General features: G+C 63.7%; 20 protein-coding genes. 10 read left to right on the top strand and 10 right to left on the bottom strand.

The window, feature by feature from the left end; genetic code table 11:
• Positions 1-131: 131 nt before the first annotated feature.
• Positions 132-1,322: a methionine adenosyltransferase gene (gene metK, locus J4E58_RS13585; RefSeq protein ID WP_009045984.1), complete on the bottom strand. Its 1,191-nt coding sequence runs from the start codon at positions 1,320-1,322 to the stop codon at positions 132-134.
• 19 nt (positions 1,323-1,341) lie between these two features.
• Entirely contained in the window at positions 1,342-2,337 is a 996-nt protein-coding gene (locus J4E58_RS13580) for a metalloregulator ArsR/SmtB family transcription factor (protein ID WP_087089516.1), read from the bottom strand.
• Between the two features lie 273 nt (positions 2,338-2,610).
• Between J4E58_RS13580 and tkt the strand changes: the two genes are divergently transcribed.
• The 6 genes from tkt to fba all read left to right on the top strand — a co-directional run bounded on the left by tkt (position 2,611) and on the right by fba (position 8,977).
• The gene (tkt, locus tag J4E58_RS13575; protein WP_007922335.1) at positions 2,611-4,608 is read left to right on the top strand and encodes a transketolase; all 1,998 of its coding nucleotides are present in this window, start codon (positions 2,611-2,613) and stop codon (positions 4,606-4,608) included.
• A gap of 184 nt (positions 4,609-4,792) precedes the next feature.
• Positions 4,793-5,848, top strand: a complete 1,056-nt coding sequence (gene epd / locus J4E58_RS13570; RefSeq protein ID WP_053281234.1) for an erythrose-4-phosphate dehydrogenase — start codon at positions 4,793-4,795, stop codon at positions 5,846-5,848.
• A 42-nt stretch (positions 5,849-5,890) separates the two neighbouring features.
• Entirely contained in the window at positions 5,891-7,054 is a 1,164-nt protein-coding gene (locus J4E58_RS13565) for a phosphoglycerate kinase (RefSeq protein WP_062824365.1), read from the top strand.
• 31 nt (positions 7,055-7,085) lie between these two features.
• Entirely contained in the window at positions 7,086-7,304 is a 219-nt protein-coding gene (locus J4E58_RS13560) for a hypothetical protein (protein WP_053262948.1), read from the top strand.
• A 60-nt stretch (positions 7,305-7,364) separates the two neighbouring features.
• A complete protein-coding gene (locus J4E58_RS13555) occupies positions 7,365-7,694 on the top strand; it encodes an MliC family protein (RefSeq protein WP_007922315.1) in 330 nt (109 codons plus the stop codon).
• A gap of 218 nt (positions 7,695-7,912) precedes the next feature.
• Entirely contained in the window at positions 7,913-8,977 is a 1,065-nt protein-coding gene (fba, locus tag J4E58_RS13550) for a class II fructose-bisphosphate aldolase (RefSeq protein ID WP_003229012.1), read from the top strand.
• Between the two features lie 166 nt (positions 8,978-9,143).
• Here the strand turns inward: fba and J4E58_RS13545 are convergent, their stop codons facing one another.
• A complete protein-coding gene (locus J4E58_RS13545) occupies positions 9,144-9,815 on the bottom strand; it encodes a polysaccharide lyase family 7 protein (protein WP_087089514.1) in 672 nt (223 codons plus the stop codon).
• 320 nt (positions 9,816-10,135) lie between these two features.
• On the opposite strand from J4E58_RS13545, the gene J4E58_RS13540 reads away from it, so the two are divergent.
• The 3 genes from J4E58_RS13540 to J4E58_RS13530 are packed head-to-tail and all read left to right on the top strand — an operon-like array spanning position 10,136 to position 13,131.
• Positions 10,136-12,259, top strand: coding sequence for a bifunctional diguanylate cyclase/phosphodiesterase (locus J4E58_RS13540; RefSeq protein ID WP_087089512.1), 2,124 nt, complete (start codon positions 10,136-10,138; stop codon positions 12,257-12,259).
• A 42-nt stretch (positions 12,260-12,301) separates the two neighbouring features.
• Entirely contained in the window at positions 12,302-12,814 is a 513-nt protein-coding gene (locus J4E58_RS13535; protein WP_007922309.1) for a M48 family metallopeptidase, read from the top strand.
• Positions 12,815-12,834: 20 nt separating this feature from the next.
• The gene (locus tag J4E58_RS13530) at positions 12,835-13,131 is read left to right on the top strand and encodes a helix-turn-helix domain-containing protein (protein ID WP_007922307.1); all 297 of its coding nucleotides are present in this window, start codon (positions 12,835-12,837) and stop codon (positions 13,129-13,131) included.
• A gap of 96 nt (positions 13,132-13,227) precedes the next feature.
• Here J4E58_RS13530 and J4E58_RS13525 read toward each other — a convergent pair whose 3' ends face one another.
• Positions 13,228-13,680, bottom strand: a complete 453-nt coding sequence (locus tag J4E58_RS13525; RefSeq protein ID WP_087089510.1) for a GNAT family N-acetyltransferase — start codon at positions 13,678-13,680, stop codon at positions 13,228-13,230.
• 275 nt (positions 13,681-13,955) lie between these two features.
• Between J4E58_RS13525 and J4E58_RS13520 the strand changes: the two genes are divergently transcribed.
• A complete protein-coding gene (locus tag J4E58_RS13520) occupies positions 13,956-14,693 on the top strand; it encodes an ABC transporter substrate-binding protein (protein WP_007922297.1) in 738 nt (245 codons plus the stop codon).
• Positions 14,694-14,776: 83 nt separating this feature from the next.
• Here the strand turns inward: J4E58_RS13520 and yccS are convergent, their stop codons facing one another.
• From yccS to J4E58_RS13490, 6 genes are all read right to left on the bottom strand, one after another.
• Entirely contained in the window at positions 14,777-16,951 is a 2,175-nt protein-coding gene (gene yccS, locus J4E58_RS13515) for a YccS family putative transporter (protein WP_087089508.1), read from the bottom strand.
• A gap of 372 nt (positions 16,952-17,323) precedes the next feature.
• On the bottom strand, positions 17,324-18,502 hold the full coding sequence (locus J4E58_RS13510; protein ID WP_087089506.1) for an NAD(P)/FAD-dependent oxidoreductase: 1,179 nt from the start codon (positions 18,500-18,502) through the stop codon (positions 17,324-17,326).
• Between the two features lie 157 nt (positions 18,503-18,659).
• The gene (dbpA, locus tag J4E58_RS13505) at positions 18,660-19,997 is read right to left on the bottom strand and encodes an ATP-dependent RNA helicase DbpA (RefSeq protein WP_238437657.1); all 1,338 of its coding nucleotides are present in this window, start codon (positions 19,995-19,997) and stop codon (positions 18,660-18,662) included.
• A 213-nt stretch (positions 19,998-20,210) separates the two neighbouring features.
• Entirely contained in the window at positions 20,211-21,731 is a 1,521-nt protein-coding gene (gene mdtD / locus J4E58_RS13500) for a multidrug transporter subunit MdtD (protein ID WP_331459910.1), read from the bottom strand.
• A gap of 16 nt (positions 21,732-21,747) precedes the next feature.
• Positions 21,748-23,085: a TldD/PmbA family protein gene (locus J4E58_RS13495; RefSeq protein WP_087089502.1), complete on the bottom strand. Its 1,338-nt coding sequence runs from the start codon at positions 23,083-23,085 to the stop codon at positions 21,748-21,750.
• Complete coding sequence (locus J4E58_RS13490) at positions 23,085-24,527, bottom strand: TldD/PmbA family protein (protein ID WP_087089500.1); 1,443 nt, start codon at positions 24,525-24,527, stop codon at positions 23,085-23,087. Before J4E58_RS13490 ends, J4E58_RS13495 begins: the two co-directional genes overlap by 1 nt.
• Positions 24,528-24,872 lie beyond the last annotated feature (345 nt).

Below are 24,872 nucleotides of genomic sequence, written 5' to 3'. Positions count from 1 at the left end.
TTTCGCGATCCGGCTTATACCCCTGGGAATCAGACTGACCCCGTAGGAGCGCCCTGCAAATCATGAAACCTTCAGCCACAAAAAAGCCCCGCAAGGCGAGCCGTGCGGGGCTTGGGTAAGCGCTGCCGGGATTACAGGTTGGCAGCGGCGCGCAGGGTTTCGGCGCGGTCGGTCTTTTCCCAGGTGAAGGTGGTGAAGGTGTCATCACCCACGGTCTTGGTTTGCGGGGTACGGCCGAAGTGGCCGTAGGCCGCGGTTTCGCGGTACATCGGGTGCAGCAGGTCGAGCATGGTGGTGATCGCGTACGGACGCAGGTCGAACACTTCGCGCACCAGCTTGATGATCTTGTCGTCGCTGATCTTGCCGGTGCCGAAGGTGTTCAGCGAGATCGAAGTCGGTTGCGCCACGCCGATGGCGTAGGACACCTGGATCTCGCAGCGCTCGGCCAGGCCGGCGGCGACGATGTTCTTGGCCACGTAACGACCGGCATAGGCGGCCGAACGGTCGACCTTCGATGGGTCCTTGCCGGAGAACGCGCCGCCGCCGTGACGGGCCATGCCGCCGTAGCTGTCGACGATGATCTTGCGACCGGTCAGGCCGCAGTCGCCGACCGGGCCGCCGATGATGAACTGGCCAGTCGGGTTGATGTGGAACTGGGTGTCCTTGGACAGCAGTTCGGCCGGCAGCACGTGCTTGACGATCAGTTCCATCACGCCTTCGCGCAGGTCTTTGTACGACACGTCAGGGTTGTGCTGGGTCGACAGGACCACGGCGTCGATGCCGACCACCTTGCCGCCTTCGTAGCGGCAGGTGACCTGGGACTTGGCATCCGGACGCAGCCACGGCAGCAGGCCGGACTTGCGGGCTTCGGCCTGGCGCTGCACCAGTTGGTGCGAGAAGGTGATCGGGGCCGGCATCAGCACATCGGTTTCGTTGCTGGCGTAGCCGAACATCAGGCCCTGGTCGCCGGCGCCCTGGTCTTCAGGCTTGGCGCGGTCGACACCCTGGTTGATGTCGGGGGACTGCTTGCCGATGATGTTCATCACGCCGCAGGTCGCGCCGTCGAAACCGACGTCGGAGCTGGTGTAGCCGATGTCGGTGATCACGTCACGAACGATCTGCTCCAGGTCAACCCAGGCCGAGGTGGTGACTTCGCCGGCGACGATGGCCACACCGGTCTTGACCAGGGTTTCCACCGCTACGCGGGCGTGCTTGTCCTGGGCAATGATGGCGTCCAGCACCGCATCGGAAATCTGGTCGGCGATTTTGTCCGGATGCCCTTCAGACACGGACTCGGAGGTGAAAAGGGAGTATTCGCTCATCTCGACGGTTTCCTAAAATTTACCGATGGTGAGTGTCGCCAGCCGGTCGCTGAAAGTGGCGGACCTGGATCTGGAAACCATTACGTAAACCTACATACAGACTTTCTCCGGGAACCAGTCCCGCAGCGGTGGCCCAGCGGGCCAGATCATCCTGGTCAAACCCCAGCCAGAGATCACCGCAGGCCTCCCTGGCCCAACTCTGGTTGTGGCTGCACAGCTCTGTCACTAACAGGCTGCCGCCCGGTTGCAGCAAGCCGGCCAGGCGTTTTAGCGCATCGGCTGGCGCGGCGAAATGGTGCAGGACCATGTTCAGCACCACGCAGTCGGCCGCCAGGCTCACGCCATTCAGTGCATCGGCCAATTGCAGGCTGACGTTAGCTAGCGTTTCGCGTTCACAGACCTGGCGTGCCAGTTCGAGCATGGCCGGGCTGTTGTCCAGCGCGGTCACCCGGGCGAAACGACGGGCCAGTTCCGGCAGGAAACTGCCATCCCCGGGGCCGACTTCGATCGCCGTGGCGGTGTCCGTGAAGTTCAGCTTGTCGAGCAGCGCCAGCACGCTTTCGCGGTACTGGGGCAGTCCTGCGATCAGGTCCTGCTGGGCGCGAAACTTCTCCGCGACCCGTGAGAAAAAGTCCTGGCTGGCGGCCGCCCGCTGGCGGTGCACCAGGCCGATACGCGATTGCACTTCGCCGGGCAGCGTCAGGTTGTCCACTTCATCCAGCAGGGCGGCGTGCAGCCTGCCGCCCAGCAGTTCGGTGTGGGGCAGGGCGCGCCGGTAGAAGATCGCGTTGCCTTCGCGGCGGGTTGCCACCAGGTCGGCCTGGGCCAGGACCTTCAGGTGGTGGCTCATGCCGGATTGGCCGATGGCGAAGATCTGTGCCAGTTCCAGTACGCCGAACGAGTCGTTGGCCAGCGCGCGCAATACATTCAGCCGCAGCGGATCGCCGCCGGCCTTGCACAGGGCCGCCAGCTCGTCGCAGTCATCATGCTTCATGGAGGGCGCGCGTAAATTCATAAGGCCAGCAGTCTAGTGACGCACCCCCAACCTCGCAAGACCAATATCAAAAAGTTTTGATATTGGTCGATAGGTGGCACTTAACGCAGGTCCCTGTGTTCTACAAACGAACTGCGGAATGGTTTCATCAGGCGATTGCCCCTTTATCGACCGGAAAAACGCGCCAGAGTCATTATCTGTCATTGCCCCCGCCTACCGGCTGAGGGAAAATGCACGCCTTTTTCCGATTCGTTTTTATTCAACCCGACTTAGATAACCCCCAGGAGATCAGCGATGCCAAGCCGTCGTGAGCGTGCCAACGCCATTCGTGCCCTCAGCATGGATGCCGTGCAAAAAGCCAACAGCGGCCATCCCGGCGCCCCCATGGGGATGGCGGATATCGCCGAAGTACTTTGGCGTGACTATCTGAAGCACAACCCGAGCAATCCATCCTTCGCCGACCGTGACCGCTTCGTGCTGTCCAACGGCCACGGCTCGATGCTGATCTACTCGCTGCTGCACCTGACCGGCTACGACGTCACCATCGATGACCTGAAGAGTTTCCGCCAGCTGCACAGCCGCACCCCGGGCCACCCGGAATTCGGCTACACCCCGGGCGTCGAGACCACCACTGGCCCGCTGGGCCAAGGCCTGGCCAACGCCGTGGGCTTCGCCCTGGCGGAAAAGGTCCTGGCGGCGCAGTTCAACCGTCCCGGCCACAACGTCGTCGACCACCACACCTACGTGTTCCTGGGCGATGGCTGCATGATGGAAGGCATTTCCCATGAAGTCGCTTCCCTGGCCGGCACCCTGGGCCTGGGCAAGCTGATTGCCTTCTACGATGACAACGGCATCTCCATCGACGGCGAAGTCGAAGGCTGGTTCACCGACGACACGCCAAAGCGTTTCGAAGCCTACAACTGGCAGGTGATCCGCAACGTCGACGGTCACGACCCGGAAGAGATCAAGACCGCGATCGACACCGCGCGCAAAAGCGAGCAGCCGACCCTGATCTGCTGCAAGACCACCATCGGTTTCGGCTCGCCGAACAAGCAAGGCAAGGAAGACTGCCACGGCGCGCCACTGGGTGCCGAGGAAATCGCCCTGACCCGCGCCGCGCTGAAGTGGAACCACGGCCCGTTCGAAATCCCGGCCGACATCTATGCCGAATGGGATGCCAAGGAAGCCGGTCGCGCCGTCGAAGCCGAGTGGGACCAGCGTTTCTCCGCCTACTCCGCCGAATTCCCTGAGCTGGCCAACGAACTGGTGCGTCGCCTGAGCGGCGACCTGCCGGCCGATTTCTCCGAGAAGGCCGATGCCTACATCGCCGAAGTCGCGGCCAAGGGCGAAACCATCGCCAGCCGTAAGGCCAGCCAGAACGCCCTGAACGCGTTTGGCCCGCTGCTGCCGGAATTCCTCGGCGGTTCGGCTGACCTGGCCGGTTCCAACCTGACGCTGTGGAAAGGCTGCAAGGGCGTCAGCGCCGAAGATGCCAGCGGCAACTACATGTACTACGGCGTTCGTGAGTTCGGCATGACCGCCATCATGAACGGCGTGGCCCTGCACGGCGGCCTGGTGCCTTACGGCGCGACCTTCCTGATGTTCATGGAATACGCGCGCAACGCGGTACGCATGTCGGCCCTGATGAAGCAGCGCGTAATCCATGTCTACACCCACGACTCCATCGGTCTGGGCGAAGACGGCCCGACGCACCAGCCGATCGAGCAGATCGCCAGCCTGCGCTGCACCCCGAACCTCGACACCTGGCGTCCAGCCGATGCCGTGGAATCGGCGGTGGCCTGGAAAAACGCAATCGAGCGCAAGGACGGTCCTTCGGCGCTGATCTTCTCCCGCCAGAACCTGCAGCATCAGACCCGCAATGCCGTGCAGATCGCCGAAATCAGCCGTGGCGGCTACGTGCTCAAGGACTGCGCAGGCGAGCCTGAGCTGATCCTGATCGCCACCGGTTCAGAAGTCGGCCTGGCGGTGCAGGCTTTCGACAAGCTGACCGAGCAGGGCCGCAAGGTGCGCGTGGTGTCCATGCCATGCACCAGCGTGTTCGATGCCCAGGACGCCGGCTACAAGCAGTCGGTCCTGCCGCTGCAGGTCAGCGCGCGTATCGCCATCGAGGCCGCTCACGCGGACTACTGGTACAAGTACGTCGGCCTGGAAGGTCGCGTCATCGGCATGACCACCTACGGCGAGTCGGCGCCTGCGCCGGCCTTGTTCGAAGAGTTCGGTTTCACCCTGGAAAACATCCTGGGTCAGGCCGAAGAGCTGCTGGAAGACTAAAAAAGCGCGAATGCGGCGGCCTCTGGTCGCCGCATCACTTTGTAGGAGCGAGCTTGCTCGCGATAGTCGTCAACGATAACGCTGGCTATCTGGATAACCGCGTCGTCCTGAAGCCCATCGCGAGCAAGCTCGCTCCTACAATGGTTTTGTATCGCTCATGAAGTTGTCGGCTAACGAGAACCCCATGCCTCAACCGCGTCCCTACAAAGTTGCACTCAACGGCTACGGCCGGATCGGTCGTTGTGTCTTGCGTGCCCTGTTCGAACGGGGGGCTGCGGCCGGGTTCGAGATTGTCGCGATCAACGATCTGGCCGACATGGCCAGCGTGGAATACCTGACACGCTTCGACTCCACCCACGGCCGGTTTCCCGGCGAAGTGAAGGTCGACGGCGACTGTCTGCATATCAATGGCAACTGCGTGAAGGTCTTGCGCAGTGCCACCCCCGAAGGCATCGATTGGGCGTCCCTGGGCGTCGATCTGGTGCTCGAATGCTCCGGCGCCTATCACACCCGTGAAGACGGCCAGCGTTTCCTCGACGCCGGTGCGCCGCGGGTGCTGTTTTCCCAGCCGATGGCCAGCGAGGCGGATGTCGACGCCACCATCGTCTACGGCGTCAACCAGGACTGCCTGACCGGCGCCGAGCTGCTGGTGTCCAACGCGTCCTGCACCACCAACTGCGGCGTGCCGCTGTTGCGCCTGCTGGACCAGGCCATTGGTCTGGAATACGTGTCGATCACCACCATCCACTCGGCGATGAACGACCAGCCGGTGATCGACGCCTATCACCATGAAGACCTGCGCCGCACCCGTTCGGCGTTCCAGTCGGTGATCCCGGTGTCCACTGGTCTGGCGCGCGGTATCGAACGGCTGCTGCCGGAACTTGCCGGGCGAATTCAGGCCAAAGCTGTGCGCGTGCCGACCGTCAACGTGTCCTGCCTCGACATCACGATGCAGACCGTGAGCGATACCGACACCGGCGAAGTCAACCGGATCCTGCGCGAGGCCGCCACCAGCGGTCCGCTCAAGGGCCTGTTGGCCTATACCGAGTTGCCGCACGCCAGTTGTGATTTCAACCATGATCCGCATTCGGCGATCGTCGATGCCAGCCAGACCCGTGTTTCCGGCCCGCGGCTGGTGAACATCCTGGCCTGGTTCGACAACGAATGGGGGTTTGCCAACCGAATGCTGGACGTTGCAGGACACTATCTGCAAACAGCCGCACCCAAAGCTGTCTCTTAACTTCCCGTTTCCAAAAAAACAGTAACCCAGGAATTGCGACCCATGACCGTGTTGAAGATGTCCGACCTCGATCTGCAAGGTAAGCGCGTACTGATCCGCGAAGACCTCAACGTCCCAGTCAAGGACGGTGTTGTCACCAGCGATGCGCGTATCCTGGCTTCGCTGCCGACCATCAAGCTGGCCCTGGAAAAAGGCGCGGCCGTGATGGTCTGCTCGCACCTCGGCCGTCCGACCGAAGGCGAGTTCTCCGCCGAGAACAGCCTCAAGCCAGTGGCCGACTACCTGAGCCGTGCCCTGGGTCGTGAAGTGCCGCTGGTGGCCGACTACCTGGGCGGCGTCGACGTCAAGGCCGGCGACATCGTGCTGTTCGAGAACGTGCGCTTCAACAAGGGCGAGAAAAAGAACGCCGACGAACTGGCCCGGCAATACGCCGCCCTGTGCGACGTGTTCGTGATGGACGCCTTCGGCACCGCGCACCGCGCCGAGGGTTCGACCCACGGCGTGGCCAAGTTCGCCAAGGTCGCCGCTGCCGGCCCGCTGCTGGCCGCCGAGCTGGACGCGTTGGGCAAGGCCCTGGGCGCCCCGGCCAAGCCGATGGCGGCCATCGTCGCCGGCTCCAAGGTGTCGACCAAGCTCGACGTCCTCAATAGCCTGAGCCAGATCTGCGACCAACTGATCGTCGGTGGCGGCATCGCCAACACCTTCCTCGCCGCTGCCGGTCACCCGGTCGGCAAGTCGCTGTATGAGCCGGACCTGCTGGATACCGCGCGCGCCATCGCCGCCAAGGTCAGCGTGCCGCTGCCGGTGGACGTGGTAGTGGCCAAGGAGTTCGCCGAAAGCGCGACCGCCACCGTCAAGCTGATTGCCGAGGTGGCGGCCGACGACATGATCCTGGATATCGGCCCGCAAACTGCGGCGAATTTCGCCGAGTTGCTGAAGTCGTCGAAGACCATCCTGTGGAACGGTCCGGTCGGCGTGTTCGAGTTCGACCAGTTCGGTAACGGCACCAAGGTGCTGGCCCAGGCCATCGCGGAGAGCGCGGCGTTCTCCATCGCCGGCGGCGGCGACACCCTGGCGGCCATCGATAAATATGGCGTGGCCGAGCAAATCTCCTACATTTCTACCGGCGGTGGCGCTTTCCTCGAATTCGTCGAGGGCAAGGTGCTGCCGGCGGTCGAAGTCCTGGAAAGCCGGGCCAAAGCCTGAAGTCCCGATGGCCAGGCAAAGGAGTGTTCATATGGTCAAGACGTTACCGCTGTTGATCGTTGCGGGCTTGCTGGCCGGTTGCGGCAGCCATCCGGCCCAGCCGGAGCCCGAGTCGGGAGAGCCTGAGAGAGGTTGCTATCAGGCCGACTGGCAGGCCGAGACTGCGCCTGTGATCAACAAGCGCATGGGACCCGATGGTCTGGACAAGTACGAGACTCCAGCCAAGGCCAAGGAACATGGTTGCCCTTGACGGGTCTGATTCGATAACGCGTTGTGCTGGCGGCCGTGGGCCGTCAGCCGAGGAACACCGATGAAAGGCTTTATCGCCGTGGCTGCGCTGGGATTGCTGGCAGGTTGCGCCAACTTCGACCTGTTCAAGCCGGCCGAGACGGACAACTGGACGACCTGGGTATGCGACAGCCAGGCGCAAGTGGTCTGGCGCTACACCGACAGCAGCCGCAAGGAAGTCGATGTGCGGTTGGGCGGGGCCGATCAGGTCTATCGCCTGAAGCTGGAGCCGAGCGGTTCCGGTTCGCTGTACAGCAACGACATGCTGGCGTTTCACGAAAAAGGTGACGAAGGCCTGGTTTACTGGGTCGCCACCAACGATTTGATCGGCCGCGGCTGTAAAGCGCCGTAGGCCTGTAGGAGCGAGCTTGCTCGCGATGATCGTCAACGATAACGCCATCCGTCTGGATGATCGCGTTGTCCCGAAGCCCATCGCGAGCAAGCTCGCTCCTACAGTAGTAATAATGCCGGCAGGCCGGGCTGACCCCCGATCTGCAATCACTTGAATAGCAGCCGCCGCTACGGCAGGCTTGCACGATTAACGACCCTCGACCGGGAGAGATACACACAATGGCACTCATCAGCATGCGCCAGATGCTGGACCACGCAGCCGAATTCGGCTACGGCGTTCCAGCCTTCAACGTCAACAACCTTGAACAGATGCGCGCCATCATGGAAGCAGCTGACAAGACTGACTCTCCGGTGATCGTCCAGGCTTCGGCCGGTGCCCGCAAATACGCCGGCGCGCCTTTCCTGCGCCACCTGATCCTGGCGGCGATCGAAGAATTCCCGCATATCCCGGTGTGCATGCACCAGGACCACGGCACCAGCCCTGACGTCTGCCAGCGTTCGATCCAGCTGGGCTTCTCCTCGGTCATGATGGACGGCTCCCTCGGTGAAGACGGCAAGACCCCGACCGACTACGAGTACAACGTTCGCGTGACCCAGCAGACCGTGGCCATGGCTCACGCCTGCGGCGTTTCGGTGGAAGGCGAGCTGGGCTGCCTGGGTTCCCTGGAAACCGGCATGGCTGGTGAAGAAGACGGCATCGGCGCCGAAGGCGTGCTGGACCACAGCCAGATGCTGACCGACCCGGAAGAGGCCGCGGACTTCGTCAAGAAGACCCAGGTCGATGCCCTGGCCATCGCCATCGGTACCAGCCACGGTGCCTACAAGTTCACCAAGCCGCCTACCGGCGACGTACTGGCCATCGACCGCATCAAAGAGATCCACAAGCGCATCCCCAACACCCACCTGGTGATGCACGGTTCGTCTTCGGTTCCGCAAGAGTGGCTGGCGATCATCAACCAGTACGGCGGCGACATCAAAGAAACCTACGGCGTGCCGGTTGAAGAAATCGTCGAAGGCATCAAGTACGGCGTGCGCAAGGTCAACATCGACACCGACCTGCGCCTGGCGTCCACCGGTGCGATGCGTCGCCTGATGGCCACCAACCCGAGCGAGTTCGACCCGCGCAAGTTCTTCGGCGCCACCGTGACCGCCATGCGTGACGTGTGCATCGCCCGTTACGAAGCCTTCGGCACCGCTGGCAACGCCTCGAAGATCAAGCCGATCTCCCTGGAAGCGATGTTCCAGCGTTACCTCAAAGGTGAGCTGAACGCCAAGGTCAACTAAGCCTTTGTGTTGAACGAAAAAGCCCGCAGCGATGCGGGCTTTTTTGTGCCTGTGGCAAACACCTCATCGTGCAGGAGCGAGGCTTGCCCGCGACGAGGGCCTGACATTCGCCATGGATGTCGCCAGGCAGACCGCTATCGCGGGCAAGCCTCGCTCCTACAGAAGATCAGGTTTCGTTGTGATCGATATCCAGCTTGTAGAAGGTCACCTTGCCGCCTTCGGTGGTGTAGCCGGTGTTGTCCTGCACGTACACCCCGGCCTTGAAGTACAGCGGCTTGTCGCGCCAGGTGCTGCTGAGCTGGGTGTCCCATTGATAGCCTGCGGCGCTGACGCCCAGGGCACCGCCCGGGCTCAGGTGGATCAGGTAGGAGAACTCGCGGTCCAGCGGCACGTTTTCGGCGACGATGATCACCCGGCTATCGGTATCGTCCGGATGCATGCGGACCTTGGCGACTATGTTGCCGCTCTGGGTGGTGGTCTTGTACTGGTACTCGACCTTCACCAGGGGCTTGGTGCTGTTGTAGGCGTGGATCTGGCCGATGACGATCTTGCCCGAGGACGGCACCTGGTTCACCGCCAGGGTGGCGTAGAGCAGGTTGTCGGCTTCCGGGTAGGTCCAGTTCTTCAGGGTGCCGTTGGAGTAGGTTTCACGCAGTTCGCTGCGTGGGTAGATGGCGTTGGCGGTGCGGGAGCCGGTGACGGGCGACCAGAAGAACAGGGTGCCGGTGTCGGAATGGAAATATTGATCCTTGAAGCCATCCACCAGTCGGGGGGTGTCGATAGTCGCCGGTGGACTGCCTTCGGGAATGCTCAGATTCCAGGTTGCGAGGTCGATCATAGTCAAAGCTTCCCGATTTGATGCCGGATAAAAAACCGACAAAGGCTTTAGCCTGCGCTTTTGAAGGCGATCTTTATAAGCGTAGAAGGGACTTTTGTTAATGCCCGTCCGGCGGATAATTGGCGTCAACCATCTGTCGAAAAAAACGCCTCCACCGGTTTCAGCAGCTATGGGGCTGACCGTTAGTCGGGTGCCTCGGGCTTTGGCTAAATGATGGCGCTGTGACAGCTTCTGCTTTATTGGATCCAGGTCTAGAGTGAAGTCTCAGTATTTGTCCGGTCTTGTTCGCAGGCCGACCCTACACAGACAAGAGAAGCAGCATGGAATGCGCGCAAACTCGGCCAGGTGAAGCCCGCTCGGTCTTACTGATTGTTGATGATTACCCCGAAAATCTGCTCAGCATGCGTGCACTCCTGCAGCGCCACGACTGGCAGGTCATGACCGCCGCCTCGGGTGTCGAGGCCCTGGGTCTGTTACTGGAACACGACATCGATCTGGTGTTGCTGGATGTACAGATGCCGGAAATGGACGGTTTCGAAGTCGCCCGCCTGATGCGCGGCAGCCAGCGAACCCGGCTGACCCCGATCATTTTCCTCACCGCCAACGAGCAGTCCAAGGACGCGGTGATCAAGGGCTACGCCAGCGGCGCGGTGGATTATCTGTTCAAGCCGTTCGATCCGCAGATCCTTAAGCCCAAGGTGCAGGCGCTACTGGAGCAGCAGCGCAATCGCCGCGCACTGCAGCGCCTGAGCCATGACCTGGAGAGTGCCAGGGCCTTCAATGCCTCGGTGCTGGACAACGCCGCGGAGGGGATTCTGGTAGTGGATGAGGGCGGGGTCATCCGCTTTGCCAACCCGGCGATTTCCCGCTTGCTCAACGCTCCGGTGAATGAGCTGGAGGGGGCGTGGCTGCTCGACTATCTGCAAAAGCCCCATGTGCCGCAGTGGGCCGAATCCGAGCTGTATGCCAGCTATCGCAAGGGCGAGACCTACCGCCTGCACGACGCCACGTTGCGTACGGCTGCGGGCCAGCAGGTGTCGGTGGCGTTGTCCTGTGCGCCGCTGCCGAGCGAGCAGAAGGCGATGGTGGTGACCTTGCTCGACATGTCGGAAGTCCGTCATCTGCACCAGCAACTGGAATACCAGGCAGTGACCGACCCGCTGACCGGCCTGCTCAACCGTCGTGGCTTCTACCAGACCGTGGAAAGCCTGTTGTTGCGCAGCGAGCGCTCCGACAGGTCGCTGGTGCTGCTGTACCTGGACCTGGACGGATTCAAGCGGGTCAACGATTCCCTGGGGCATGACGCCGGGGACCGGGTGCTGCGCTGGGTGTCCGAACAGATAAAGGCCTGCCTGCGTTCCTTCGACATCCTGGCGCGCATAGGCGGCGATGAGTTCACCGCTTTGCTGGAGCTGGAGTTTCCGGAACAGGCGGCGAAGATTTCCGAGAAGCTCATCGAGCGCATATCGATCTGTCAGCAGTTCGATGGCCTGGAGGTCGCGCTGGGGGCCAGTATCGGTATCGCCATCTACCCCGATTGCGGTTCCAACCTGGATGGCCTGATGCGCGCGGCGGACATCGCCATGTACGAGTCCAAGCGTGCCGGGCGCCAGCAATATCGTTATTACGACCACGAAATGAACGGCCGTGCCCGTTCGCGGCTGATGCTCGAGGAAAGCGTGCGCAGCGCGGTCGAGCACAAGGAGTTCAACCTGGTGTACCAGCCCCAGGTGGCGATTGCCGATGGGCGCCTGCGCGGTTTCGAAGCCCTGTTGCGCTGGCGGCATCCGAGTGTCGGCGATGTGCCGCCGGGGTTGTTTCTGCCGCTGCTGGAGGAGGCGCGGCTGATCAGCCGCCTGGGGAGCTGGATCTATCAGCAGAGTGCGAGCCAGCGGGCGTCCTGGAAAACGCTGTTCGCCGAGCAGACCGTGCTGGGCGTGAGCTTGAGCGGCACCCAGTTCGCCATGCCGAACCTCGCCACCGAACTGCGCCAGGTCCTGGAACGCCATGGCCTGGAACCTCGGCAGTTGGAGGTCGAGATCACCGAAGACGCCCTGACCCAGAACCTCGACGAGTCGCGCAAGCAGCTGCGCCTGTTGCGCAGTCTCGGGGTGCGGGTGGCGCTGGATGACTTCGGTTCGGGCGCCTGTTCGCTGGCCCACCTGCGGGATCTGCAGCTCGATACCCTCAAGCTCGACCGTCACCTGATCGCCAGGTTGCCGGATTCGGCACGGGATGCGGCGCTGGCGCGCTGCGTGATCGACCTGTGCAAGGCGTTCGGCGTGCTGGTGATCGCCGAGGGCGTGGAGACTCTGGAGCAGTACCGCTGGCTGCAGGCCAACGGCTGCGAGTACGTGCAGGGCTTCCTGGTGGCCCGGCCGTTGATCGCCGCGGATGCCGAGCGCTTTGCCGAGCCTTTCGACTGGAGCGCGTTGCCGGGTTGAATTCGCTACACTGGCGGCCTTTCGTGATTGCGTTGCCGTCCCATGACCGCGTTGAAATACCTCCAGGCCTATCCCGCCACCCTGCAAGAGCAAGTGCGCCAGCTGATTGCGCAAGGGCGGCTGGGCGATTACCTGAGCCAGCGGTACCCCGGCAAGCACGGGGTGCAGAGTGACAAGGCGCTGTACGGCTATGCCCTGGAGTTGAAGCAGGAGTACCTGCGCAACGCCCCGGCCATCGACAAGGTGCTGTTCGACAACCGCCTGGACCTGACGCACCGCGCCCTGGGCCTGCACACCACGATCTCGCGGGTCCAGGGCGGCAAGCTCAAGGCCAAGAAGGAAATCCGCATCGCTTCGCTGTTCAAGGAGGCGGCGCCGGAGTTCCTGCGCATGATCGTTGTCCACGAGCTGGCGCACTTCAAGGAAAGCGAGCACAACAAGGCGTTCTACAAGCTCTGCGAGCACATGCTGCCGGGCTATCACCAACTGGAATTCGACTTGCGGGTCTACCTGACCTGGCGCGACCTGCAAGCCAGGGCGGGTGGTTCCGAGTAACCCTGTACAAGGAACGGGCAATGGACGTGAGCAAGACCAAGAGCAGCTTTTACCGCCGGCTGTATGTGGCGTACCTGATCGACAGCGGCCTGGCCAGCAATGTCCCGGCCCTGACCGAGGCCACCGGCATGCCGCGGCGCACGGCGCAGGACACCATCGCCGCCCTGGCGGATCTGGATATCGTCTGTGAGTTCGAGCAACAGGACGGCGCGCGCAATCATGCCGGCAGCTATCGGATCAAAAGCTGGGGTGCGATCGACAAGGGCTGGATCGAGGCGAACCTGTCGCGGATCAAGACGGTGTTGGAGTATCCCTGAGGGAGCTCGGCAGCCTGTCGATCCTATCGCGAGCAAGCTCGCTCCCACAGGCTTTGTGCCGTCCCTGTAGGAGCGAGCTTGCTCGCGATAGCGTTCTCAGGCCCGGCGCATGCCGATATGCGGGATATCGTCTTCCAGGTACTCCTCGCCCACGACGTTGAAGCCGTAGCGCCCGTAATACCCCTGCAAATGCGCCTGGGCCGACAGATAGATCGGCATCTGCGGCCAGCGTTTCTGCGCCTGTTTCAGGGCGTGCTCCATCAGTTCGTGGCCCAGCCCCTTGCCCCGCGCTTGCGGGGCGATCACCACGCGGCCGATGACCACATCGCCGCCCTGGGAGGTCGGGTCGAGCAGGCGCAGATAAGCCACCAGCTGGTCATCGTCCCAGGCCATCAGGTGGCAGGTGTCGCCTTCCAGGTCCTGGCCATCGACTTCCTGGTAGGCACATTTCTGCTCGACCACGAAGACTTCGGTACGCAACTGCAGGATCGCGTACAGCTGCTCCTTGCCCAGATCGGTGTGGTGTTTGCAGACCCATTCGATTGTCATCGTTTCATCCTTTGGAAAGCGGTGCCCGGATGTTAAGCGCCTGGCGGGTGGCTTGTCTTGTCTGGCGCTGGAGTGGCGTTTCTGTGAGGTAGGTCAAAATGCCATCATCGCATTGGTTCGTGGTGGTCTTCTTTGTGTAATCTGCGCTGAAGCGCTGTGCAGTGGCACCCATAAGCTACTGTTAGGGGCTGGGTCGTGGCCGTCCGCCGGCCGGAGAACCTCGAGTCTGGGCAAAAAAACACGCAGGGCTGTCCGCCCGCTAAGGATCTTTTAGCATGCCGCGATTGCATCGAGCCTTTGCTTTGATCGGATTGCTGTTGCTGGGCCAGAGCGCTTATGCGGAAAAATTGCGATTGGTCGCCGACGTCTGGCCGCCCTTCACGGATGCGACGCTGGTCAACGGCGGGCTGGCCACCGACATCGTCAGCACCGCGCTGGCCCGGGCCGGTTATGCCAGCGAGTTCGAACAGGTGCCCTGGGCGCGGGCCTTGCTTGGCGTCGGCGAGGGGCGTTACGACGTGCTGGTGAATGCCTGGTTCAATGAGGCCCGCACCCAGCTGGGGCAATTCTCCTCGGAGTATCTGGTCAATCGGGTGCGCTTCATCCGGCGCAAGGATGCCCCCATCGAATACACCAACCTCAAGCAACTGCACCAGTACCCCATCGCGGTGGTGCGCGGTTATGCCTACTCCCCCGATTTCGACAGCGATCCAGAACTGCAGAAGGTCCTGGTGCACAACTTCGCGATGGCGGTGCGCATGCTGGCAGCCGACCGGGTCAAGCTGACCCTGGAGGACGAGTACGTTGCCCGCTATTACCTGGCGCGGGAGTCGCCGCGGGTGCGTAACGCGGTGGAGTTCCTGCCCAATTCCCTGAGCGAGAACGGCCTGCATATCCTGGTCAGCCTGAAGAACCCCGCGCATGCGCAGATCGTGGCGGGGTTCGATCGAGAGATCGAGGCGATGAAAGCCGACGGCAGCTACGACCGCTTGCTGCGCCAGCATGGGATGTAAGGGGGGCAGCGGCAAGCTACAAGCTACAAGCAAGGCAGTCCGCACCCGTCTTGCAGCTTGAAGCTCGAAGCTTGCAGCTGCTCTTAGGCCGCCTTGATCAGATGCGCCGCCAGGGTCCGCAAGGGGCCCAGTTGGCGGCAGATCAGCGCCAGTTGGGTCTGCACCAGCCGCTGGCCTTCATCGATCTCGTCCGGCATCTGCTCCAGCTCATTGGCCAGGGCCTCTTCGGCATCGCTCTGGATCGCCACCGGCTGCTTGCTCGCCAGGCCCTGGGCGATTTCATCGATGCTGCTGGCCAGGCTGACCCCGGCCCCGCCGATCAGGTGCTCGCGGACTTCCGCCGGCAGCTGGGTTTCCCGATGCGCGCCGAGGCCGGAGAGGTAACTGAGCAGGGTGTGCGAGAGCACCAGGAAGCGAAAGCCCACGTCCGCTTCCTTACGGAAATGCCCAGGCTCCATCAGCATATTGGCCAGGGTGGTGGACAGCGCCGCGTCGGCGTTGTGGGCGTTGCGCCGGGCCAGGCGGTAAGCCAGGTCGTCGCTCTTGCCGGCCGCGTACTGCTGCATGATCTGCCGCAGGTAGATGCTGTTGCAGGTCAGGGTATTGGCCAGCACCTTGTTCAGGCGTCGGCCCTGCCAGTCCGGCAGGAACAGGAACACCGCCAGGCCGGCGATCAGGCTGCCCAGCAGGGTATCGAACAGGCGCGGCAGCAACAGCCCGTAGCCGTCGCCCACCTGGTTGAAGCAGAACAGCACCATGATGGTGATGGCGCCGGTGGCCAGGGTGTAGCGGGTGGTGCGGTTGGTAAAGAACACCACCCCGGCGGCAATCGCGAACAGCGACTGCACCAGCGGGCTGGGGAACAGGTCGAACAGTGCCCAGGCGACCACCAGGCCGATGGCGGTGCCGATGATCCGCTGGCCCAGCTTGCGCCGCGTGGCGCCATAGTTCGGCTGGCAGACGAACAGGGTGGTGAGGATGATCCAGTAACCCTGGGAGGGGTGGATCAGGTGCACCATGCCGTAGCCGATGCTCAGGGCCAGGGGCAGGCGCAGGGCGTGGCGAAACAGCAGCGATGTCGGGGTCAGCTGGGTGCGCAGGCGGGTCCAGACGTCCTTGAGGTTGCGCGGTGAACGGTCCAGCAGGCTGCTGTCGGTGGCGTCGGCGAGGGCGTCGGGGTTGCTGGCGTCGCTGAGCAAGCGGTCGAGGGTGCCGAGGTTGGCGGCCAGTGCCCGCAGCGAGCGCAGCAGGCCGCGCCAGGCCGGGTTGCTCTGGATGCGCAGGTGTTCCAGGGAGGCGTGCAGGTCGCTCAGGGCCTCGGCGAAGCTGGCGTCGTAGACGAAGGGCTGGCGCAGCTGGATGGATTCGCCCAGGGCCCGGCAAGCCTTGCCCTGCTGGCGCAGCAGGCGCTGGCAGCGGAACAGTACGTCGCTGTGGAAGAACGCATCGGCCAGGGCGTTGTAGGGGTAGTGGGACGAGCTGGCGCGTTCGTGGATGTCCTGGGCGAGGAAGTACAGCTTCAGGTAGCGGCTGACTTTGGAGCCCGGCCGGCCGTTGCCGACCCGGTGCAGGATGATTTCCTTGGCGGCGTTCAGGGCCGCCACTACCCGGCCGTTCTGCTGTGCCAGTTCCAGCCGGCGCGCTTCCACGTCCAGCTGGCGGATCGGCTCGAACAGCGACGACTTGAGCTTGAGGTAATAGCCCAGCTCGCGGAACAGGCGCGCCAGGCTCTGCTGCACCGGCTGGTTGGAAAACATCGCCTGCCAGAGTACCGACAGCAGGCCGTACCAGGCGGCGCCGGCCACCAACAGCAGCGGTTCGTGCCAGAAGTCGGTGACGGCGCCGCCGCGCTGGTCCACGCCGATCATGGTGTAGACCGACAGGATCAGGGTCGCCGAGGCAATCGCCCCATAACGTTCGCCCAGGGCGCCGAGCATGGTCAGGCCGAAGCTGGCCAGCGCCAGGGCGATGACGAAGATCCAGGGGTAGGGGAACAACAGTTCGACGGAAAGGGCAGCGACGCTGAAACACACCAGGGTCACGGCCAGGGCATTGATCCGGCCTTGCCAGCTGTCGTCGGTCTCGGCCAGGGCGCTGGCGATAATCCCCAGGAACAAGGGGATCAGCAAGGCCATTTCGTCCTGGTACCAGCACAGCGCCATGCTCCCGGTCAGAGCGATGAACACCCGCACGCTGTAGCTGAATTTATCCAGCGCCCAAAGGCGCCGCAGTGACTGACGAAAGCTGGTCGATGACATGAAGTGAGAAAGCCTTCCGGGGCGATGCCGCTAAATTGAGCCAGTATTGACGACCGCGCAATGGGGTCGTCACATCCGACGGCAAATTCTGTTCCCGCTGATGTTCATCGGTACCTGTAGCCGCTGCCGAAGGCTGCGATCGACCCGAAGGGGCGCAGCGATCTGGCGCCCCGAGGTCCTGCGGACCTATCGCAGCCTTCGGCAGCGGCTACAGGATACGGGGAAGCCTTGTAGCCGCTGCCGAGCCCCGCGAGGCTGCGATCGGGCGCGCAGCGACCGCATAACAGGCGACCGTGTTCGGCCTGTCCCACCGCAGTGGCCGGTTCTGCGGCTCCAGGGGCAGCGGCTACAGGCCAGGCGAATGCCGGCGGATCAGACGTACTGCGCGGCCGCGTAGCCGGAGGCCCAGGCCCACTGGAAGTTGAAGCCGCCCAGGTGGCCGGTGACGTCCAGCACCTCGCCGATGAAATACAGCCCCGGGCTCTTCAGCGACTCCATGGTCTTGGACGATACCTCGCGAGTGTCGACGCCGCCCAGGGTCACTTCGGCGGTGCGATAACCCTCGGTGCCGGCCGGGACCACTTTCCAGCACGCCAGTTGCTCGGCGATCTGCGCCAGTTCGGCGTGGGTGTACTGCTTCATCGGTTTGGAGACGAACCAGTTGTCCGCCAGCAGGCCGGCCATCTTCTTGGTGAAGATCTCGCCGAGCAGGGTCTTCAGCTCGCTGTTCGGGCGTTCGGCCTGTTGCTGTTGCAGCCAGCTTGCGGCGTCGTGGTCCGGCAGCAGGTTGATCTCCACCGTGTCGCCGGATTCCCAGAACGAGGAAATCTGCAGGATCGCCGGACCGCTCAGGCCTCGGTGGGTGAACAGGATGTTCTCGCGAAAGCTCATGTCGTTGCAGCTCACCAGGCAGTCCACCGAGGTACCGGACAGCTCGCCGCACAGCTCCTTGAGCTGGTCGGTGATGGTGAACGGCACCAGGCCCGCGCGGGTCGGCAGCAGCTCGTGGCCGAACTGCTTGGCCACCTGATAGCCGAAGCCGGTGGCGCCCAGGGTCGGAATCGACAGGCCGCCGGTGGCGATCACCAGGGATTGGCACTGGAGCTGGCCGAGGGTGGTTTCCAGCAGGTAGCCGCTGTCGAGCTTCTCGATCTGCTGGATCGAGGTGTCCAGGTGCAGCTGGACGCCGACCTGGTCGCACTCGTCGAGCAGCATGCCGAGGATGTCGCTGGACTTGTTGTCGCAGAACAGCTGGCCGAGTTTTTTCTCGTGGTACGGCACGCCGTGCTTGGCCACCAGGCCGATGAAATCCCACTGGGTGTAGCGGGCCAGGGCCGACTTGCAGAAATGCGGGTTGTGCGAGAGGAAATTGCCCGGCTCGGTGTACATATTGGTGAAGTTGCAGCGCCCACCGCCGGACATGAGGATCTTCTTGCCGGCCTTGTTGGCGTGGTCCAGCAGCAGCACCTGGCGGCCACGGCCGGCCGCGGTCAGCGCGCACATCAACCCTGCGGCGCCAGCGCCAATGATCACGACTTCGGTAGAGCGCAAAACGGTGTCCTCACACAAGTGTCGAGGCAACCCCGTTCCCGTAGGAGCGAGGCTTGCCCGCGATAAACGATGATGCGGTTGTACCTGGCAGACCGCGGTGCCTTGATCGCGGGCAAGCCTCGCTCCTACGGGAGAGCAGGCATTGGCCGCGGTGGTATTACAGGATGCGCACGCGCAGCGAACGGCCCTTGATCTTGCCGCTGTTCAGGCGTTGCAGGGCCTGCTTGGCAATGCCGCGGTCCACGGCGACATAGGCCTGGAAGTCGAAGATCGCGATCTTGCCGACCTGGGTGCCGGGGATGCCGGCTTCACCGGTCAGGGCGCCGAGGATGTCGCCCGGACGCACTTTGTCCTTGCGCCCGGCGCCGATGCACAGGGTGCTCATGGCCGGCAGCAGCGGGCCGCCGCCCTGGGATTTCAGGCTGTCGATCTGTTCCCAGTTCAAGGGCGACTTCTGCAATTGCTCGATGGCCTGGGCGCGGTGCGCCTCGGACGGCGCCACCAGGCTGACCGCCAGGCCCTTCTCGCCGGCGCGGCCGGTGCGGCCGACGCGGTGGATGTGGATCTCCGAATCCCGCGCCAGCTCGACGTTGATCACCATGTCCAGGGCATCGATGTCCAGGCCGCGGGCGGCCACATCGGTGGCCACCAGCACCGAGGTGCTGCGGTTGGCGAACATCGCCAATACCTGGTCGCGGTCGCGCTGTTCCAGGTCGCCGTGCAGGCCCACCGCGGACATGCCCTTGGCGGTCAGGTGGTCGACGGTTTCCTGGACCTGCTGCTTGGTGAAGCAGAAGGCCACGCAGGACTCTGGACGGAAGTGGTTCAGCACCTTGACCACCGCGTCGATGCGTTCTTCCGGCGAGATCTCGTAGAAACGCTGTTCGATCTGGCTGTCGGCGTGCAGGGCTTCGGCCTTCACCTGCTGCGGGTCGCGCATGAACTTCGAGGCCAACTGCTTGATGCCCACCGGGTAGGTGGCGGAGAACAGCAGGGTCTGCCGGCGCTCGGGGGTGTAGGCGATGATTTCTTCGATCGGGTCGTAGAAGCCCATGTCCAGCATGCGGTCGGCTTCGTCGAGGACCAGGGTGTTGAGGCCGTCGAGTTTCAGCGAGCCCTTGCGCAGGTGCTGGGACAGACGGCCCGGGGTGCCGACGATGATGTGCGCGCCGTGTTCCAGCGAGGCGATCTGCGGGCCGAAGGACACGCCGCCGCACAGGGTCAGGACCTTGATGTTGTCTTCGGCGCGGGCCAGGCGGCGGATTTCCTTGGCCACCTGGTCGGCCAGCTCGCGGGTCGGGCAGATCACCAGGGCCTGGCAACCGAAGTAGCGCGGATTGATCGGGTTCAGCAGGCCGATGCCGAACGCGGCGGTCTTGCCGCTGCCGGTCTTGGCCTGGGCGATCAGGTCCATCCCCTTGAGGATCACCGGCAAGCTTTGCGCCTGGACCGGCGTCATCTGGGCATAACCGAGTGAGTCGAGGTTAGCCAGCATGGCGGCGGACAGCGGCAAAGTATTAAAAGCGGTGGCAATGGTGGTCACGGGACGGGCCTGCAAAACAAAATGTCGCGCAGTGTATCAGTCCCGCTCCCTTTACCTGCAATTTCTGGACGAGCGAGCCATCGCTCGCTCCTGTTGCCGCTGCCGAAGGCTGCGATCGGCGGCGCAGCCGACGTCAATCGAGCTGCATGTTTTATCCGATGCGGCTCAGTGCTCGATATGCTCCTGGACCTTCTTCGCCCGTCGGCCGTCCCTGGGCGACAGCTGCAGGAAGATCGCCGCCGCCAGCATTGCCATGATCCCCACCGTGAGGAAGGTCAGCTGGAAGGCGCCGAGCACGGTGTTCACGCCATCGTTGCCGACTTCGGCGGTGAAGCCGCCGAGCAGCGCGCCGGCGCAGGCCACCCCCAGGCTCAGGGACAGTTGCGCCACCACCGACAGCAGGCTGTTGCCGCTGCTGGCGGAAGCGTCGTCGAGGTCGATCAGGGTCACGGTGTTCATCGCCGTGAACTGCAGCGAGTTGATCGCCCCCAGCACCGCCAGCATGCCCAGCAGCAGCGGGTAGGGCGTCTGTTCCGTCACTAGACCCATGCTGGCGAGCATGATCCCCAGCGCCAGGGTGTTGCCGGTGAGGACGATGCGGTAGCCCAGGCGTTCGATCAGCGGACGGGCGATGGACTTGGCGAGCATCGCCGCTGCGGCCAGCGGCAGCATGCTCATCCCGGCCTGGGACGGTGAATAACCGAGGGCCACTTGCAGCAGCAAGGGCACCAGGAACGGTAGGGCGCCGCTGCCGAGGCGGGCGAACAGATTGCCGAGGATGCCTACGGCAAAGGTCCGCACCTTGAACAGCGAAGGCGCGAACAGCGGGTTGTCGATATGCCCGGCCCGCAGCCAGTAGGCCGCGAGGCAGGCCAGGCCGCCGAACAGCAGCAACATCACCCGCAGGTGCGGCAGGTGCAGTTCGCCCAGGCCCTCCATGGCGATGGTGATCAGCACCATCGCCGCGCCGAACAGCAAAAAGCCCAGGCCGTCGAAACGCGTGCGCTCGTTGCCGCGCAGGTCGGGAATGAACTTCCAAACGGCATAACAGCCGATCGCGCCCACCGGCAGGTTGATCAGGAAGATCCAGTGCCAGGTCAGGTACTGCACCATCCAGCCGCCCATGGTCGGGCCGATCAGCGGGCCGAGCAGCCCGGGAATGGTGATGAAACCCATGATCCGCACCAGTTCCGAGCGCGGGTAGGCGCGCAGCACCACCAGCCGGCCGACGGGCAGCATCAGGGCGCCGCCCAGGCCCTGGATCACCCGGGCGCCGACCAGCATGCTCAGGGAGTTGGACAGGGCACAGAGCAATGAGCCGATGCTGAACAGCAGGATGGCGCCGAAGAAGATCTTCTTGGTGCCGAAACGGTCGGCGATCCAGCCCGAGGCCGGGATCAGCAGCGCCACGGTGAGCATGTAGGCGATGACCACGCCCTGCATGCGCAACGGATCTTCCGCCAGGTCGCGGGCCATGGCCGGCAGGGCGGTATTGAGGATGGTCCCGTCGAGGGATTGCATGAAAAAGGCGATGGCCACCACCCACGGCAGCCAGCGGGCGGTGGTGGCGTCAAGTTCGGCACGGTTGGGCATGGGACCTCTTTCTTGTTGTGAACACCTATCCCCCCTGCAACCGCATCGCGGGCAAGCCTCGCTCCTACAGACGCCATCCCGTAGGAGCGAGATTTGCGTGCGACAGCGGTTACAAGGTCAACGTCAGCCGGCTCACCAGTGCGCCCGGCAATTGCGCCGAGGCGGTCTGGCGCTGGCTGTAGGTACTGGCCGACAGCAGCAGCTCGCGCTCCCGGGTCAGGCCTTCCAGGTGCGAACCCAGCAGGCTGTAGACGCTGTCATCGAAACGCATGGTGCTGACCGGAGCCTGGATCTCGCCGTTCTCCACCCAGAAGGTAGCGAAGCGGGTCATGCCGGTCAGGCGCGCCGCCGGCTGGTCCGAGTAGTTCAGGTACCACAGGTTGCTGATGTACAGGCCGGTGCCCAGTTGCTTGAGAATCTCCTGCTGCGACAACTGCCCGGGCGCCATGTTCAACGCGCTGGGGTATTCGCCGCTGCCGGCACCGTTGGTGGCCAGGCTGTATTCGGCGGCGCTGCGCGAGTTGATCAGTTGCCCTTGGGCGACGCCGCCGGCGATCAGCGACAGGTCGCTGCGCGGGTAGCCTTCATCGGAAAACGCCGGGCTCAACGAGCCGCTGACCTGCTCGTCCAGCGACACCAGGGGGCTCAGGCTGGCATCGCCGGCATAGAGCTTTTGCAGCGGGCTGTGCTTGCTGGCGATGGACTGCGCGGAAAACCCGCCCCAGCTCAGCATGCCCATGATTTCTTCCAGGGCCGCTGGCGCCAGGTAGGCGCGATACTGCCCGGGCGCCAGGGTGCGCAACGGTCGTCCGAGAAACGCCAGCTGTTCCCGGGCCTGCTGGAAGCGCTGGGCAAAACCCAGGCTGCTCCATTCGTGCCCGGCGTAGCTGGCTTTGACGGCCTGGCCATTTTCGTGGAACAGGCTGAAATCGAAGTTGAAGCTATTGGCCTGGTGCCAGCCAAAGGCTCCCGAGGAACTGGCAAAACCGCGGCTGATGGGACCTGCCGCATAGAACCCCACCAGGTCCAGCCCGGCGGCAGCCTGGCCGATTTCGGCCACCACCTGCTCGCTGCTGGGCAGCGGGTGCTCCTGCACATTGTGGGTGTTCCAGGCATCGGGGTTGAGCAGCAGGTACGGGTCCCGGGGCAGCAGCGGCAGGGTCTCGCGCAACTGCTGCAGGCCTTCGGCCAGGCGCTGGACATCGACTTGCGGGTCGCCGGCGAGGGTGATCTCGAGGTCGGCATGGCGCCCGTCGTCGATCAGCTTGAAGCCGAGGCTGGCCTGCTGCACTTGCCCGGCCTGGCGCACCTTGGCGTGGTTGAAACGGATGAACTGCGAAGACTCGGCGGCGTAGCTCAGGGTGAACTGTTCGGGCTCGCGCACGGCATCGCGCAGCCAGTCCACCAAAGCCTTGAACTGCTCGGCCTGATTCAGGGACGTACTCATCAGGCGTCTCCTCCAAATACATCGACATGGCTGAACACACAGGCCGGCGAGGCATGGCCGACGCGGATCACCTGGTTCGGTTCGCCCTTGCCGCAGTTCGGCGTGCCCAGGACCTTGAAGGTGCTGGCGTCGCCGACGGCGCTGAGGTTTTTCCAGAAGTGCGCGGAAATCGCCCGGTAGTTGGGGTTTTTCACCACGCCCTTGAGTTCGCCGTTCTCGATCAACTGGCCCCATTCACAGCCGAACTGGAACTTGTTGCGCGCATCGTCGATGGACCAGGAACGGTTGGTGGACATCAGGATGCCGTTCTCGATACCGCCGATCAGCTTCTCCAGCGGCTGGTCGCCGGGTTCGATATTGAGGTTGGCCATGCGGTCGATGGGCGGGCGGTTCCAGCTGCAGGCGCGGCTGTTGGCCACGCCGTCGAGGCCGGCGCGAAATTGCGAGAGCGCGCCGCCCAGCGGGCGCAGCAGCAGGCCTTGCCTGATCAGGAACTGCTTGCTGGCGGGCGTGCCGTCGTCGTCATGGCCGTAGCTGGCCAACTGCTCGGGAATGTCCGGGTCGAAGGTCACGTTGAGCAGGCTGGAGCCGTATTGCAGGCTGCCGAAGTCGCTGCTTTTCACGAAGCTGGTGCCGGCGTAGTTGCGCTCGTCGCCGAGGATGCGGTCCAGCTCCAGCGGGTGGCCGATGGATTCGTGGATCTGCAGCATCATCTGGTCCGGCATCAGCAACAGGTCGCGCGGGCCTTGGGGCGTATTGGGCGCCAGCAGCAATTGCAGCGCCTGGTCGGCGACCTGGGCTCCGGCGCCGATCAGCCCGCAGCGGCTGATCACGTCGGCACCGCCTTGCTGGCCGAAGTTCTCGCGGCCCAGGCTGCGGGTCTGGCTGTCGCTGCCGTCGTAGGCGGTGACGTCCATGCCCGGGTAGACGAAGCGCTGGGCCTGGCGCAGTTCGGCGCCGGCGCTGTTGAGGTAGATCTGTTCGACCTGGGTGAGGCCGAGGCTGACCTGCCAGTTCACCAGGCGCTCGTCCTTGGGCACGGCCGCGGACTCGTCGCCAAGCAACTGGTAGCAGTCGCTCAGGGAGGGAAAGGGCTGGTCGAGGTTGGGCGAGAAGTAGTCGCCGCGGTCGCTGGACACCGCCTGTTCGCGCAGGTCGAGCAGGGCATGGGCGGCGATCAGCCGGGCCTGTTGCTCGGCGCGTTGCAGCGCGGCCTGCAGACCGCTTTGCGACAGGTCGTTGGTGGCGGCGTAAGCCTCGACGCCATTGACCCGCACGGTGAGCATCGCGCCTTCGTCACGGCTCAGGCTCGGCGGCTCCGCGACGTTCTTGCGCACCGACAGGTACTGGCCGGACTCGCGCACGTAGCGCAGGGAAAAGAATTCGGCGCCCGTGCGCAAGGCAGCGAAGCGCTGCTTGAGCTGGGGGTGGAAATCGAACATCTGAGGAACCTCCATGTGAACAGTCTGGCTGTTGCAGGCCTTATCGAGAGCAAGCGGGCGTTGGGCCAGGGTTTTTCTGTAGGAGCAGCCGGTCGACGCTCGATTGCTCGCGATAAAGCCCGAAGGGCTTTGAAGCCAGGTCGGAAAAGGTGCTGGGGAACGCTGCGAGCGCCTAGATTAGGCCCGTGCGGTGGGCGGTATCAAGCAGGGAGGCGCAGGGAAATGTTGGAGAACTGTAGTCGTGGCCAAGGGCTGTGATTCGGCAATCGGGTTCTTGCCTGGTGAATCGTGGTGGCTGGTTTACGTCGGCTGCGCCGCCGATCGTCCGAACGCGGCCCGAACCTG

This window comes from Pseudomonas sp. FW305-25, from assembly GCF_017351415.1.
Lineage (GTDB): Bacteria > Pseudomonadota > Gammaproteobacteria > Pseudomonadales > Pseudomonadaceae > Aquipseudomonas > Aquipseudomonas chlororaphis.
This window is presented reverse-complemented; position numbering and strand designations above follow the sequence as displayed.